Source organism: Jiella sonneratiae (assembly GCF_017353515.1).
GTDB classification, from domain to species: Bacteria; Pseudomonadota; Alphaproteobacteria; order Rhizobiales; family Rhizobiaceae; genus Jiella; species Jiella sonneratiae.
In genome coordinates this window covers 86,070-100,859 of record NZ_JAFMPY010000013.1, presented here as the reverse complement: position 1 = coordinate 100,859, position 14,790 = coordinate 86,070, and the positions used below count along the sequence as shown (strand labels likewise).

General features: G+C 68.0%; 13 protein-coding genes. 5 read left to right on the top strand and 8 right to left on the bottom strand.

The features are described from left to right. Nucleotides 1–5: 5 nt before the first annotated feature. Entirely contained in the window at nucleotides 6–1,007 is a 1,002-nt protein-coding gene (locus J1C47_RS13445) for a 2-hydroxyacid dehydrogenase (RefSeq protein ID WP_207351285.1), read from the bottom strand. A 199-nt stretch (nucleotides 1,008–1,206) separates the two neighbouring features. Here J1C47_RS13445 and J1C47_RS13440 point away from each other — a divergent pair, with 199 nt between their 5' ends. Beyond that, complete coding sequence (locus J1C47_RS13440) at nucleotides 1,207–1,755, top strand: SH3 domain-containing protein (RefSeq protein WP_245396549.1); 549 nt, start codon at nucleotides 1,207–1,209, stop codon at nucleotides 1,753–1,755. A gap of 94 nt (nucleotides 1,756–1,849) precedes the next feature. Here J1C47_RS13440 and aspS read toward each other — a convergent pair whose 3' ends face one another. After that, nucleotides 1,850–3,643 carry an aspartate--tRNA ligase gene (aspS, locus tag J1C47_RS13435; RefSeq protein WP_207351284.1) on the bottom strand — a complete coding sequence of 598 codons (1,794 nt, stop codon included), beginning with the start codon at nucleotides 3,641–3,643 and terminating at the stop codon, nucleotides 1,850–1,852. Nucleotides 3,644–3,911: 268 nt separating this feature from the next. Here aspS and J1C47_RS13430 point away from each other — a divergent pair, with 268 nt between their 5' ends. From J1C47_RS13430 to J1C47_RS13420, 3 genes are all read left to right on the top strand, one after another. Further along, entirely contained in the window at nucleotides 3,912–4,106 is a 195-nt protein-coding gene (locus J1C47_RS13430; RefSeq protein WP_207351283.1) for a hypothetical protein, read from the top strand. Between the two features lie 131 nt (nucleotides 4,107–4,237). Beyond that, complete coding sequence (gene rnd, locus J1C47_RS13425; RefSeq protein WP_207351282.1) at nucleotides 4,238–5,392, top strand: ribonuclease D; 1,155 nt, start codon at nucleotides 4,238–4,240, stop codon at nucleotides 5,390–5,392. Nucleotides 5,393–5,934: 542 nt separating this feature from the next. Beyond that, nucleotides 5,935–7,227 carry a capsular biosynthesis protein gene (locus J1C47_RS13420; RefSeq protein WP_207351281.1) on the top strand — a complete coding sequence of 431 codons (1,293 nt, stop codon included), beginning with the start codon at nucleotides 5,935–5,937 and terminating at the stop codon, nucleotides 7,225–7,227. A 269-nt stretch (nucleotides 7,228–7,496) separates the two neighbouring features. On the opposite strand, the gene J1C47_RS13415 is transcribed toward J1C47_RS13420, so the two are convergent. From J1C47_RS13415 to J1C47_RS13395, 5 genes are all read right to left on the bottom strand, one after another. Then, nucleotides 7,497–8,507 (bottom strand): adenosine kinase, encoded by a 1,011-nt coding sequence (locus J1C47_RS13415; protein WP_207351280.1) that lies wholly within the window; start codon nucleotides 8,505–8,507, stop codon nucleotides 7,497–7,499. A gap of 332 nt (nucleotides 8,508–8,839) precedes the next feature. Then, complete coding sequence (locus J1C47_RS13410; RefSeq protein ID WP_207351279.1) at nucleotides 8,840–9,142, bottom strand: PAAR domain-containing protein; 303 nt, start codon at nucleotides 9,140–9,142, stop codon at nucleotides 8,840–8,842. Nucleotides 9,143–9,236: 94 nt separating this feature from the next. Then, nucleotides 9,237–9,749: a 2'-5' RNA ligase family protein gene (locus tag J1C47_RS13405; RefSeq protein ID WP_207351278.1), complete on the bottom strand. Its 513-nt coding sequence runs from the start codon at nucleotides 9,747–9,749 to the stop codon at nucleotides 9,237–9,239. Nucleotides 9,750–9,952: 203 nt separating this feature from the next. Beyond that, on the bottom strand, nucleotides 9,953–10,453 hold the full coding sequence (locus tag J1C47_RS13400) for a YetF domain-containing protein (RefSeq protein WP_207351277.1): 501 nt from the start codon (nucleotides 10,451–10,453) through the stop codon (nucleotides 9,953–9,955). A 248-nt stretch (nucleotides 10,454–10,701) separates the two neighbouring features. Further along, nucleotides 10,702–11,898: a hypothetical protein gene (locus J1C47_RS13395; RefSeq protein ID WP_207351276.1), complete on the bottom strand. Its 1,197-nt coding sequence runs from the start codon at nucleotides 11,896–11,898 to the stop codon at nucleotides 10,702–10,704. A 235-nt stretch (nucleotides 11,899–12,133) separates the two neighbouring features. Here J1C47_RS13395 and parC point away from each other — a divergent pair, with 235 nt between their 5' ends. Further along, entirely contained in the window at nucleotides 12,134–14,386 is a 2,253-nt protein-coding gene (gene parC / locus J1C47_RS13390; protein WP_207351275.1) for a DNA topoisomerase IV subunit A, read from the top strand. Between the two features lie 47 nt (nucleotides 14,387–14,433). On the opposite strand, the gene J1C47_RS13385 is transcribed toward parC, so the two are convergent. Beyond that, nucleotides 14,434–14,760 (bottom strand): type II toxin-antitoxin system PemK/MazF family toxin, encoded by a 327-nt coding sequence (locus tag J1C47_RS13385; RefSeq protein WP_207351274.1) that lies wholly within the window; start codon nucleotides 14,758–14,760, stop codon nucleotides 14,434–14,436. Nucleotides 14,761–14,790 lie beyond the last annotated feature (30 nt).

Sequence of the window (14,790 nt, the reverse complement as noted above, 5' to 3'; positions counted from 1 at the left end):
CCGGCTCAGACCCCGCCCGGCAAAATCCGGTCTGGCGGCCGGTGGCCGTCCATCAGGGTGCGGATGTTGATGATCACCTTCTCGCCCATCTCGATCCGGCCCTCGATCGTCGCCGAGCCCATGTGCGGCAAGAGCACGACGCGGTTCTCCTCGGCCAGCCGCAGCAGCTTCTTGGAGACCTGCGGTTCCTCCTCGAAGACGTCGAGCCCGGCGCCGGCGATCTTCTCGGCCTCGATCGCGGCGACCAGCGCCTTTTCGTCGATGATTTCGCCGCGCGCGGTGTTGACGACGAAGGCGTGCGGCTGGACGAGGGCGAGGCGCCGCGCCGAGATCAGGTGGTAGGTCGCCGGCGTGTAGGGGCAGTTGATCGAGACGATGTCCATGCGGGCGAGCATCTGGTCGAGGCTCTGCCAGTAGGTGGCCTCGAGCTCGCTCTCGGTCTTCGGGCTGACGCGGCGGCGGTTGTGGTAGTGGATCTCAAGGCCGAAGGCGCGCGCCCGCCGCGCCACCGCCGTGCCGATGCGGCCCATGCCGACGATGCCGAGCTTCTTGCCCCAGATCCGTCGGCCGAGCATCCAGGTCGGCGACCAGCCGGGCCAGCGCCCGCCGGCGACGAGCCGCGTTCCGCCCTCCACCAGCCGGCGCGGCACCGCGAGGATCAGCGCCATGGTCATGTCGGCGGTGTCCTCGTTGAGGACGTTCGGCGTGTTGGTGACGTAGAGATTGCGGGCATGCGCCGTCTCGATGTCGATGTTGTCGACGCCGTTGCCGTAGTTGGCGATGAGCTTCAGCCGCTCGCCGGCCTGTTCGATCACCGCGCGGTCGATCCGGTCGGTCACCGTGGGCACCACGACGTCCGCCTCGCGCAGCGCGGCGACGAGTTCGGGCTGCGTCATCGGCCGGTCCGTCTCGTTGAGACGCGTGTCGAACAGCTCGCACATGCGGCTCTCGACCGGCTGCGGCAGCTTGCGGGTGAGGATCACGAGGGGCCTTCTGCGCTCGTCCATCAACCGCCTTTCCCGATGACTCTCAAGACCTTGTTAACCGAAACGGCCGATTATCCGGATCGACGCCGATGCTCACCAGTAGCAGCCGGGCGCCGCGAAAAAAAGTTCCGCGGGGCCCGTCGCCGCCCATTCGCCGCCGGCATCGGCCAGCGGCCGGGGCAAGCTGTGGCGCTTCGGCCGCGTCAAGGAGTGAGATGTCATGCCGCCCGCCGTTCGTTTCGCCCCGATGCACCGTCTGCCGGCCGCCCTCGCGGCCCTCGTCCTGGCGATCGGGCTCGCGCCGTCGCCGGCCGTCTCTGTCGAGCTCGGCCCGGTCTCGAAGCTGCCGCTGCCCCGCTATGTCAGCCTCAAGTCCGCGCGGGTCAACGCCCGGATCGGTCCGGGCCGCGACTATCCGGTGGTCTGGCTCTATCTGAAGCCGGGCCTTCCCGTCGAGATCATCCAGGAATTCGGCCTGTGGCGCCGGATCCGCGATTCCGAGGGCTCGGAAGGCTGGGTCTATCACTCGCTGCTCTCCGGCGAGCGCACCTCCATCGCCGCGCCATGGCTGAAGGGCAAGGCGACGATGGTCGACGTCCATGTAAGCCCGGCGCTCGACGCGCCGCTGGTCGCCCGGCTCGAGCCAGGCGTCGTCTCCAGGGTCAAGGAATGCGCCACCGGCTGGTGCGAGGTCACCACCTCGGACCGCGAAGGTTTCGTGCGCCAGGAAGACATCTGGGGCGTCTATCCGAACGAAAGCTTCGACTGACCTGATTGCGCCGGCCCGGCGGTGGCATCGCCGAAGGCCGGCCCCCCCGAAGACGTCCTCGACGCTTCGGCGGTAGCGGGGAGGGCGGCGGCCGCTACGCCTTCTTCTCCGCCTGCGGCGCCACGCGGAGCCCGAGCTCGCGCAGCTGCGCCGGCGAGGCTTCGGCCGGGGCGCCCATCAGGAGGTCGAAGGCCTGCTGGTTCATCGGGAACAGCGCGATCTCGCGGAGGTTCTTCGCCCCGCAGAGCAGCATGACGATGCGGTCGATGCCGGCCGCCATGCCGCCATGCGGCGGGGCGCCGTACTGGAAGGCGCGATAGAGGCCGCCGAAGCGCTCCTCGACGTCGGCGCGCGAATAGCCGGCGAGTTCGAAGGCCTTGACCATCGTCTCGGGCAGCTGGTTGCGGATGCCTCCGGAGGCGATCTCGTAGCCGTTGCAGACGACGTCGTACTGGAACGCCTTGATCGACAGGGGCTCCTCGCTCTCCAGCGCCTCGATGCCGCCCTGCGGCATCGAGAACGGATTGTGGGCGAAGTCGATCCTCTTCTCGTCCTCGTCATATTCGTAGAACGGAAAGTCGACGATCCAGGCGAGCTCGTAGCGGTCGCGGTCGACGAGGTTGAGCTCCTCGCCGACGCGGGTGCGGGCGGCGCCTGCAAACTGCACGAACTTCTCCGGCCGACCGGCGACGAAGAAGCAGGCGTCGCCTGCCGCGAGGCCGAGCTGGGTGCGCACCGCCTCCGTGCGCTCCTCGCCGATGTTCTTGGCGAGCGGTCCGGCGCCGGAGACCGCGCCGTTCTCCTCGCGCCAGAAGATGTAGCCGAGGCCCGGCTGGCCCTCGCCCTGCGCCCAGGAGTTCATCCGGTCGCAGAAGGCTCTGGAGCCGCCGGTCTTCGCCGGGATCGCCCAGACCTCGACCTTGTCGTCGTTGGCGATCATGTTCGCGAAGACCTTGAAGCCCGAGCCGGCGAAATGCCGGGTCACCGCCTGCATCTCGATCGGGTTGCGGAGGTCCGGCTTGTCGGAGCCGTATTTCTTCATGGATTCGGCATACGGGATGCGCCGGAAGGTCTCGGTGACCTTCTTGTCGCCGGCGAACGCCTTGAAGACGTCGCGGATGACCGGCTCCATGGTCTGGAAGATGTCTTCCTGCTCGACGAAGCTCATCTCGACGTCGAGCTGGTAGAACTCGCCGTAGAAGCGGTCGGCGCGCGGGTCCTCGTCGCGAAAGCACGGCGCGATCTGGAAATAGCGGTCGAAACCCGACATCATCAGCAGCTGCTTGTACTGCTGCGGCGCCTGCGGCAGGGCGTAGAACATGCCGTTGTGCAGCCGCGACGGCACGAGGAAGTCGCGTGCGCCCTCGGGGCTGGAGGCGGTGAGGATCGGCGTCTGGAACTCGGTGAAGCCGGTCTCCTGCATCAGCGAGCGGATCTTCGCGATGATCTCGGTCCGCCGCATGATGTTCTTGTGCAGCGTCTCGCGGCGAAGATCGAGGAACCGGTATTTCAGGCGGATGTCCTCGGGATAGTCCGGCTCGCCGAAGACCGGCAGCGGCAGTTCCTTGGCGGGCGACAGCACCTCGATCTCGCGGGCGAAGACCTCGATCTCGCCGGTCGGCAGCTTGGGGTTCACGGTCTCGGGCGAACGCGCCTTCACCGCGCCGTCGATGCGGATCACCCACTCGCCGCGCACCGTCTCGGCGGTCGAAAAGGCCGGCGAATCCGGATCGACGACGATCTGCGTCAGTCCGTAATGGTCGCGAAGGTCGATGAACAGGAGGCCGCCATGGTCGCGGATGCGGTGCGCCCAGCCGGACAGGCGCACGGCCTCGCCGACATTCGCCCTGGACAGGTCGGCGCAGCGGTGGGTGCGGTAGCGGTGCATGGCTCGTCTCGTCGCGTTTCATGGCGCGGCGCCTCGCCCCTCGGGGCGAAAGCGGGCGAAAATCTCGTGGAATCGGTGGCGGAAAAGCACATGACCGCCTCGCGATGTCAAGGCCGACGGGGCGCCTGCGGGGGACGGGCGGAGCGACGCGCCGGAAGGCGCCGGGAGAGCATCGGCGCCGATCGGCGGAACCGCGGTCGCGGCGAAATGCGCGGGCTTGGGGCAGCCGCAATTTGGCAGGCAGCGCGCGCGCCCTTATAGAGAGCCGATGTGGCTGCCGATACATCTGCTTCTGCGCACGGCCTATTGGGTGCGCCGCCCGCCCGACAGGCGATGGCTGATCGCCGCCGGCGCCGCGGTCGCCCTGTGTGCCGCGGTCGCCATCGTCGAGAACACCGTCGGCTGGCCCGACTGGGCGAAGACGCAGCGCGTGCCGCGCAACGCCGTCCACCTGATGCGGTGACGCCGCCGCGGCCGCTTCCCGGCGCATCGGGGCGGTGCCGGGGGTGCCGGGGGAGGGCGCAGCGGGCGGCCATTCGCCGCGTCGCCCTTCCGGGCTTTCGCCGGGAGGTTTCTTCGGGCTAAAGAAGAATCATGCATCTCATCACGACGACGGCGGCTCTCGCCGAGCTCTGCCACCGCTTCGCAAATTCTCCGTTCATCACGGTCGATACGGAATTCATCCGCGAGACGACCTTCTGGCCGGAACTCTGCCTCATCCAGATGGCTTCGCCGGACGAGGGGGTGATCGTCGATCCGCTCGCCCCCGGCATCGATCTGTCGCCGCTGTTCGAACTGATGTCGGACGCCTCGGTGCTGAAGGTCTTCCACGCCGCCCGGCAGGACATCGAGATCCTCTACAAGCTTTCCGGCCGGGTGCCCGAACCGCTGTTCGACACGCAGATCGCCGCGATGGTCTGCGGCTTCGGCGAATCCATCGCCTACGACCAGCTCGTCGCCCGGCTGACCGACGCCCGGATCGACAAGACCTCGCGCTTCACCGACTGGCGCCGGCGCCCGCTCACCGACAAGCAACTCGCCTATGCGCTTGCCGACGTGACGCATCTGCGCGACGTCTTCGAGGCGCTGCGTGCGAGGATCGAGGCGAGCGGGCGCGGCGAATGGCTCGCCGAGGAAATGGCGCTGCTCGCCAATCCCGAGACCTACGACCTCCACCCCGACGAGGCCTGGACGCGGCTGAAGATGCGGGTGCGCAAGCCGATCGAGCTGCAGATCCTCAAGGAGGTCGCGGCCTGGCGCGAGCGCGAGGCGCGCGACAGCGACAGGCCGCGCGGGCGCATCCTGAAGGACGAGGCGATCTACGAGATCGCCCAGCAGCAGCCCCGGGACGAGGCGGCGCTGTCGCGGCTGCGCGCGCTGTCGAAGGGTTTCGAGCGCAGCGCCAGTGGCCGCGACCTCTTGGCGGCGGTCAACCGGGCCTTCGCGGTGCCCAAGGCGGACCTGCCGCCGGTGCCGCGGCCGGAGCCGCTTCCCGAGGGCACGGCTGCGGCGGTCGAGTTCCTGAAGGTGCTTCTGAAGATCGTCGTCGAGGAGGAGGGGGTGGCGGCCAAGCTCATCGCCTCGTCCGCCGATCTCGAACGCCTCGCCTCGAAGGGCGAGGCGGCCGACATCCCGGCGCTTTCCGGCTGGCGGCTGGAGCTGTTCGGGCGGCGCGCCCTCGATCTACTCGCCGGCAAGGCCGGGCTGATCTACCGCAACCGCCGGGTCGAGCTCTTCTCCGTCGCCTGAAGGCGCGGGGCGGCGGCCGATCGCGACCGGGAAAGACTTGCTGTTCCCCGGTGTCGGCCGGCCTCGTCCCGGGGCGAAGCCGGAGCCGCCCCGGCGAGGTCCGCGACCGGCGGCCATGCTCGAGTTTGCGGGCTCGCGCCGGGTCTGCCGGCCTCCTCACGAATTGCAATGCTGCAACGCAAAATGTGAGCGTGGCAAATCCCGCCGCCCCATGCTAGCGTGATCGGAGTGCTCATTGCATGCGTCGCGGCGGCCGGTCGGATCAAGTATTGATCTTCTCGCCGTTCTTCTCCAAAGATTCGCCGCAAAGGCGGCGTTTGACGAGCGTCATCTGATTTGAAGCCGTCATGTTCCCGAGCGTAAGGACGAGTAGCGCAGGTATGTGGCGGTCTTGCATCAGTCGAGTGAATTCCGTGCCGCTCCGTGGGGATCAGGGGCTGCGGGGGAGATGCCGGGTAGACAGTTCGGCTATCGCGGTCGTAACGGGATGCGTCCGGTCGGGCCGCAATCCGATTGCGGGAAGCTAGGGGGCGCTACGCAGAATGGCGACGAAACGCATCCTGTTCATTGGCGCTCCTTTCGGCCAGTTTTTCCGGGAACTCGCAGAGGCGCTCGAGGCACAGGGTGCGGAGGTGTTCCGCGTCGTTCTCGACGGCGGTGACTGGGCCGAGACTCCCGCTCGCAACCGCATCATGCTGAACCGTTCGATGAGCTGGGCGCGCTTCCTGCGCGAGGTCATCGCCACGCGCCGCATCCAGACGGTCGTCACATACAACGATACGCTGCCGCGCAACCGCATCGCCCTGACCATCGCCAAGCGTCTCGGCCTGACCCGGCTGGTGCTGGAGAACGGCTATCTGAGGCCGCACCACGTCACGCTGGCGCAGAACGGCGTCAACGGCAACTCGGAGCTGAGCTGCGACCCCGAAGTCATCGCCGGAACGCCCGAGCCGAAGAAGAAGTGCCGCGAGTTCCCGGTCCACATGCGCCCGCACGTGACCAACACGATGGGCCATTTCTTCTGGAGCATCCTGCTCAAGCCGGTCCTCCCCTATAATTCGCATTATTACGGGGATTCGATCGCCCGGCAGGGGATCGGCTATTTCGGCGAATATTCCTGGCGCCTGCGGCACGACGAGACGGCGAAGCTTGCCACCATCGACGCCCACAAGGCGACGTCGGGCAACCGCGTCTACCTCGTCCTGATGCAGAAGCCGGGCGACGGCCAGATCCGCTACCACTCGCCCTTCGGCACCAATCTCCGCTTCCTCGAGGAGGTGCTGACCTCCTTCGCCGAGCATGCGCCGCAGGATGCCTTCCTGGTCGTGAAGCAGCATCCGCTCGACTACGGGATCGAGCGTCTGCAGGAGACCTTCGAGGCGCTGGCCGCAAAGCTCGATCTGACCGGCCGGGCGGTCTATATGCGCAAGGCCGGCATCGCCGGTCTGATGGATCGCACGGACTGCCTGGTGACGATCAATTCCACCGGCGGCCTGCAGGCGGTGATGAACGGCATTCCGGTGAAGTGCCTCGGCAAGGCCGTCTACGACGTCGCGGGCCTCACCTTCCAGGGCTCGCTCGCCGAATTCTGGTCGAACCCGCCGAAGCCCGATCCGCGGATGGTGCGTGCCTATCGCAACTATCTCTTGTCGACCTGCCAGCTCAACGGCGGTTTCCACACGCCGGAGGCCCGTTCGATCCTGGTTCCGGCCCTGTCCCGCCGGATGCTCGAACTGACGACGCCGGTCATCTCGCCGCGCCCGGCGCTCGCCGGCGTGCCGGCTCAGATGGAAGACGACTTCTTCGCCCACGAAGGCCTGGTGCCGGCCGAATAACGCGCCGCCGTGCAGCGCCCGGCGGCAGGATGATGAGCGACGCGCATCATCTCTCGCGTCGGGACACCGCCTCGGATCGCTCCACGAGCGTCGCCCCGAAACCGCGGCGGCACGGCGCCTTCACGCAATGGGAAGGCGTCCTGCCGGAGAGCGACCAGCCGCGCCGGCGTCGTGCCGAAAATCGGGTTCGATCTTCGGCACGAACGATACGTCCAATCACAATCCGGGAGCGTCCGGCATCCCGCAGGACGCAGGGCGCTCCCGATGCCTCAGCCCCGCGCTGAGCCGAGCAGCGCCGCAACGGGCGGAAGGTCGGCGAGGCGCGTCTGCGGCCGCGGTCCGATCTGCCGGATGATGTGGCTCGCGGCGAGATTGCCGAGCCGGGCGGAAGTCTCGTGGTCGTAGCCGGCGGTGAAGCCGCGCAGGAACCCGGCGGCGAAGAGATCGCCCGCCCCGGTGGTGTCCACCACCTCGGCGACGTTCTCGGTCGGCACGTCGATCCGCCGGTCGCCTTCGAGGACGACGCAGCCCTTTTCGGAGCGCGTGATCACCGCGAGCTGCGAGGCGTCCTTGGCGAGCTTCCCGCAGGCGGCGTCGAAGTCCTCGGTCTCGTAGAGGGCGAGCGCCTCGGATTCGTTGGCGAAGACGATGCCGACGGCGCCGGTGCGCAGGAGGTCGAGAAATTCGCTGCGGTAGCGATGCACGCAGAAGGCGTCCGACAGCGTCATCGCCATCGATCGGCCGTTCGCCTTGGCGATCCCGGCGGCCTTGACGATCGCCTCCTTCGCCCGCGGCGGATCCCAGAGATAGCCTTCGAAATAGGTGACCTTGGCGGCCTTGACGATCTCCTCGTCGATGTCTTCCGGGCCGAGCTCGACGCAGGCGCCGAGATAGGTGCTCATCGAGCGCTCGCCGTCCGGCGTCACCACGACCATGCAGCGCGCCGTCGGCGGCTGACCCTCGAGCGGCCGGGTGCGGTAGGTCACGCCGAGCGAGCGGATGTCGTGGGTGAAGATCGCGCCGAGCTGGTCGTCGGCGACCTTGCCGAAATAGGCGCCGCTGCCGCCGAGGCTGAGGAAGCCGGCGACGGTGTTGCCGGCGCTGCCGCCGGAGGTCTCGACGCCCGGGCCCATGGCGGCATAGAGCTCTTCCGCCCGTGCCGCGTCGATCAGCGTCATGCCGCCCTTCTGGATGTTTTCGCGTTCGAGAAAGGCGTCGTCTCCGCGCGAGATGACGTCGACGATGGCGTTGCCGATGGCAAGGAGGTCGTATTCGGCCATGATGCTTTCCGCTGCGTTGCACATGGCGCGCATCGGTACAGTCTGCGGCCGCGTCTGGCTAGGGGATTGAATTAGACATTCGAGCCCCGATCGGGTGAGGCGTCGTATCAGATGTCAAATTCGAAAAATCCACTGGGATCATGATCTTGGCTAGTGGTCTTTCGATTTAGACATTTGCCGCGCGGTCTCCACAAGACGGTAACGATGTCGGAATCGGATTTGAGACCGGCCGGCGACGCGCCGCAGTCACGAGGGCCGCTCCGGCATGGCGGCTGGAGGCAGCGCGCCGGCTGCCTATCGTCGCGGAGCCGCCGCGACGCCGGGATCACGGGTCAGACCGTCCGCGCGCCGTCGCCGACGATCACCGAGGGACAGCCGCCGGTGATAAGGTTCCGCTCTCGCCCCTCGACGATCGTGTCGCCCAGGCGGCAGGCCGGCTGACCGTTGATCAGGACGGTGGGCGAACCGTCGACGACGACGCCGGTGCCGTGCCGGCATTCGTGCCTGTCGATGCGGGCCCGCCACGCCGGCAGGCCGCCGATGACAACATTCGCGCTTCCCGGCCCCGGCATCAGCCGGCCCGGATGCCGGTGGGCGACGGGGTCGAGGCGGCGGGCGGCCGGGCCGGTCGGCATGATGCATCCAGCGTTCGTTGCGCCTCGGCAGTAGGCAGCCAGAAAGAGCGGCCGGTCAAGGCCCTGTCGTCGCCAACTGCGTGCGGGTGGGCGCTCACGCCGCCCCGAAGGGAAATGCGCCCGCCTCCTCCCACGGCCCGCCGCGATAGCGCCAGAGCAGGAGGCCGGTGCCGGTGGCCTCGAGGGGCTCGAAGCCGGCGCGGAGCGCCTCGAAGGTCGCCCGCGCTTCGCCCGCCGGGACCTTGTTCTGGATCGTCACATGCGGGCGAAACGCCGCCGCGTCCTGCGGCGTCAGCTGGTCGCGCCAGCGGTCGGCGAAGTCGCGGCGCAGCGAGGCGAGGCGGGGTGCGGCGATCTCGAAGGCGGTGCCGCGGCCGAGAAAACGCAGGCCGGAAACGACCAGCGGGATCGGGGCGACGTCGCGCGTCACCGCGCTGAGGACGGCTGCGACGTCGCTCTCCTTTTCGCCGGAGAGGTGATGGAACAGCGTCAGATGCGCCGGCACGACGTTGCGCTCCGCCGGAAAGTGCCGCCGGCGCATCCCGTCGAGGAAGGCGAAGCTCTCCGGATCGAAGCCGAGGGTCAGGATGAGGGGCGCGTCGGCCATCCGGCATGTCCGGTCGGGGTCCGGTCGGGGCGGTGTGTCGGACCGCCATATGGCGCGCGAAGAGCCGCGGCACAGCGGTTCGCGCGGTCCCTGTGGGCCAGGGGCCACGGAAAGCGGACCGCGGCTCCCGGGCCCGACGGGGGTGGGGTGCATTCGGATCGGCGGCGGCCCGGGGCCGCTCCGGGCGCCTTGTGGTGCCGTACTCACGCCTTGCGGCTGGCGCTCGCCGCTTCGGCGCGGAGGTTGAACCCGGCCGCCTCGGCGCCGCGCACGTGGCGCAGCAGCTCCGGCGCGAAGCCCTTGCCGTGCAGCACCGAGATGTCGCCGCTGGTCTCCAGCACCACGGCGCGCACCTCCTCCATGGACTGGATGTTGGCGCCGCGCAGCTTGGCGTAGACGTCGCCGGGCGAGACGCGGCTTTCCGCCATCGCTGCGTCGATGAAGGCGCCGTCGCGCATCAGGAGCATCGGCTCGTTGTCGACGACGGCGGTGACCGCGCTCGACCGCCGGCGGCCGAAGGCGAGGGCGACCTGCACGGCCATCAGCGCCGCGATCGCGACGACCGCCTTGAGAAACGCCGGCCAGTCGGAAGACGAGGCGGCGGTCGCGAGCAGCGAGCCGGTGGCGAGGGTGATGACGAAGTCGAAGGCCGTCATCTTCGAGAACGAGCGCAGCCCGATCAGGCGCACCAGCAGGATCACCACCGCGAGCGCCAGGATCGCCAGGACGAGGCCGCCGACCAGGGCGTTCAGGGTGGGGGACAGGCCGAAGATGATCGCCTCCTTCTCGTCGTTGCGGGCGGGCTCGTCGCCGGGAACGGGCTCGTCGTCGCGTCGGGCACTCCCCGGGAAATGAAAACGCCGGCGGCCCTTGAAAGACCGCCGGCGCCGATATCGGCCGGAAATTTCAGGTTGCGGCTAACGGCCGCCGGCGATGCCCGGCGCGGCGATTGCTATTCGTTGGTCGCGTCGTTGGCCGTCACCTGGAGCGACAGCACCTGCGGCAGGGTCTGCGGCGCGCCCATCGCCGCGCCCATGATCTGCATCGCCGGCACCGGGTTTTCCGGATCGATCGAGATCGACAGCGACTTCGGATCCTTCAGATAGGTCGAGACGGCCTCGCTCACCTGCTTCTGGAAGTCCGGATTGTTCAGCTGGGCGAGGGCGGCCGGCACCATCGATTCGAGCTGCTGGACCAGCTGGTCCGGCGTCGTGCCCTGCTTCTTGGCGTAGTAGTCGAGGAGCTTCTTGGTCAGCGAATCGTCGGTGAAGGTGATGTCCGCCGAGCCGAGCGAGAGCTGCGACAAAAGCCCCATCATCGCCATGCCGGCATTCTGGTTGCCGTCCGGATTCTGCTGCATCTGCTGGGAGATCTGCTGCATCGACTGGATGAAGGCCGGGGTGTAGCCGGCCATTTCGTAGGTGAAGGACAGGTTGCCGGCGTTCTGGACGTTGACGTCGAACGGATCGAGCGTCAGCGTGCCGGTCTTCGGATCCCAGCTGGCGCTGCCTTCGACGCTGCCGTTCATCTTGGTGTAGCCGAGATCGCCCATGGTCTGGACCGTCTCGGGATCGGCGGTGGAGAAATCGGCGTCGAAGGTGCCGAAATTGAAGTCGGACGACAGCGTGTCGTCGTCGTTGATGGTGTTCTCGATCGAGACGCCCGACAGGTCGAAGACCTTGGCGCCCTTCTCCTCGACGGTCATCTTGTCGAGGCCGGCCTTCTGGAAATAGAACTCCGACAGCTGCTTGACCGCCGGCAGTTTCGAGCGGTCAGCCGGCAGGAGCTCGACCCCCTCGACCGACATGCCGGTCACGGTGGTGTGGGTGTCGTCCTTGGTGACGTCGACGTCGGCGATCGGGATGCGGGCGACCTTCCAGCCCTCCTCGGTGGAGCCGGAGACGCTCTCGAAGGTGACGTCGCCGAGCTTTGCCGGCTCCTCTCCCTTCGGCGCCGCGGTCATGCCCTTCAGGACGACGTTGTCGCCCTCGGACGCCGCGCTGTCGTAGGCGATCATCATGTTCTGGGTGGCGGCGACCGCCTTCAGGCGCTCGCCGAAGGCGTTCGCGTCGGCGGCGAGCGCGCTCGCCGAGCAGAAAAGGAGCGCGGCGGCCGTCGTGGTCAGGGACACGGAAGTCTTGGCGAACATGCAGAACCTTCTTTCAGCGTTGAGCCCGGCGCGACGCGCGGAGCCGATCATGCCCCGCGCGAGACTTAGCGCGATCAGTTGACGCAATCTACGGACAAATCAGGCGCCGGAAAGACGCCCGCGAAGGAAATCCGGCGACGGGAACGGACCGCATCGGGGAATGCCTGCGGAAAAAAGCTGAGGATTGCTTCGTTCCGCTCTTGTTCTCATCGGCCCGCTCCGCTAGAGCCCGCGCATGGGCAAGGCTGCGGAACCGCCGGGAAGCGGCGGCGACATCGAACCGATCGACCTGAAGACGGCGCTCGAGGAGCGCTATCTCGCCTATGCGCTCTCGACCATCATGGGGCGGGCGCTGCCGGACGTGCGCGACGGGCTGAAGCCGGTCCACCGGCGCATCGTCCACGCCATGCGCATCCTGAAGCTCGATCCGGGCGACGCCTACAAGAAGTGCGCCCGCATCGTCGGCGACGTGATGGGCAAGTTCCATCCGCATGGCGACGCGGCGATCTACGACGCGCTGGTGCGCCTCGCCCAGGACTTCTCGGTCCGCTATCCGCTGATCGACGGTCAGGGCAATTTCGGCAATGTCGACGGCGACAGCGCCGCGGCCATGCGCTACACCGAAGCCCGGATGACCGACGTCGCGACGCTGCTTCTGCGCGGCATTGACGAGGACGCGGTCGACTTCCGCCCGACCTACAACGAGGAGGACAGGGAGCCGGTGGTGCTGCCCGGCGCCTTCCCGAACCTCCTCGCCAACGGCTCCTCCGGCATCGCCGTCGGCATGGCGACCTCGATCCCGCCGCACAACGCCGCCGAACTCTGCGACGCGGCGCTGAAGCTGATCGAGGATCCGGACGCCTCGACCGACCAGCTGCTGCGCTTCGTCCAGGGACCGGACTTTCCGACCGGCGGCGTCGTCGTCGACAACCAGGCGCAGATCCGCGAGGCCTACGAGACCGGCCGCGGCTCGTTCCGGGTGCGCGCCCGCTGGGAGAAGGAGGATGTCGGCCGCGGCAACTACGTCGTCGTCGTCACCGAGATTCCCTATCAGGTACAGAAGTCGCGGCTGATCGAGAAGGTCGCCGAGCTGCTGGCGGCGCGCAAGCTGCCGCTCCTCGCCGACATCCGCGACGAATCCGCCGAGGACGTGCGCGTCGTCATCGAGCCGAAGAGCCGGACCGTCGATCCCGAGCTCTTGATGGAGTCGCTGTTCCGGCTGACCGATCTGGAAAGCCGCATTCCGCTCAACATGAACGTCCTTTCCGGCGGCAAGGTGCCGAAGGTCCTGTCGCTGAAGGAGGCGCTGTCGGAATGGCTGGCGCATCAGCGCGAGGTGCTGCAGCGGCGCACCCGCCACCGGCTCGGCCAGATCGAGCGGCGGCTCGAGATCGTCTCCGGCTATCTCGTCGTCTTTCTCAACGTCGACGAGGTGATCCGCATCATCCGCGAGGAGGACGAGCCGAAGAAGGAGCTGATGCGCACCTTCGAGCTGACCGACACCCAGGCCGAGGCGATCCTCAACATGCGGCTGCGCTCGCTGCGCAAGCTCGAGGAGTTCGAGCTCAGGCGCGAGTTCGACGCGCTGACCGCCGAGAAGGCCGACAAGGAGGCGCTGCTCGCATCGGACGACAAGCAGTGGGGCCGGGTCGCCGACGAGGTGCGCGAGGTGCGCGAGACCTTCTCCAAGAAGACCAGGCTCGGCCGCCGCCGCACCCGCTTCGCCGATGCGCCGAGCCACAATCTCGACGACATCGCCGTCGCGCTGATCGAGAAGGAGCCGGTCACCGTCGTTTTGTCGAAGAAGGGCTTCCTGCGCGGCATGAAGGGCCATCTCGCCGATCCTGCCGCCCTGACCTTCCGCGAAGGCGACGGGCTGAAGCTCGCCGTCCATGCGATGACCACCGACAAGCTGATCCTCCTGTCGGCCGGCGGGCGGGCCTTCACGCTGTCGGCCGACAAGCTTCCCTCCGGCCGCGGCCAGGGCGAGCCGGTGCGGCTCGCCGTCGAGATGGAGGACGAGGACGACATCGCCGCCGGCTTCGTCGCCGATCCGGAGGCGAAGCGGCTGCTCGTCGCCACCGACGGGACCGGCTTCATCGCCGGCGAGGCCGACATGATCTCCGGCACCCGCAAGGGCAAGCAGCTGGTCAACGTCTCCGGCAAGGCGAGGCTCGGCTTCGCCGTGCCGCTCGCGGGCGGCGACGCGGTGGCGATCGTCGGCGAGAACCGCAAACTCCTGGTGTTCCCGGTCGCCCAGGTGCCGCAGATGGCCCGCGGCAAGGGCGTGCGCCTGCAGCGCTACAAGGACGGCGGCGTCTCGGACGTCAAGGTGTTCAGGCTGGCCGAGGGCCTCGGCTGGACCGATTCCGCCGGCCGCGCCTTCCTGCGCCGCGAGGACGAGATGCTGGAGTGGCGCGGCGACCGCGCCCAGGCCGGCCGGCTGGTGCCGAAGGGCTTTCCGAAGAACAACAGGTTCATCGGCTGAGGGCGGGGCCGTTCCGGTCGCTGTTTCTCAAAAAATGCGGCGAACTCTCACGGCACGAGGGCAAGATGTTGCCTGATGGCCGCCTCGACGGCCGTCATGTCGGGTGCGCTCGGAATGCCCAGCCGGCTTTTCAGGCGGGATTTGTCGGCGGCCATGATCTGATCGGCCATTGCCTTGCTGGTCTGCGTCCCGACCGTGACGACCGCCTCTCCCGGATAGACCCGACCCGTGGCACTCGTAAATGGCACGACGACGACCCGCCTGATATTCCGGTTGGCGGCGTCGTTGCTGACGATGACGGCAGGGCGCCTCTTGCGGATCTCGCTTCCGATGGAAGGATCGAATTCGACCCACCATACCTCACCGCGCCTCATGTGCCGTGTCCGCGGCGAGCCCTGTCAGGC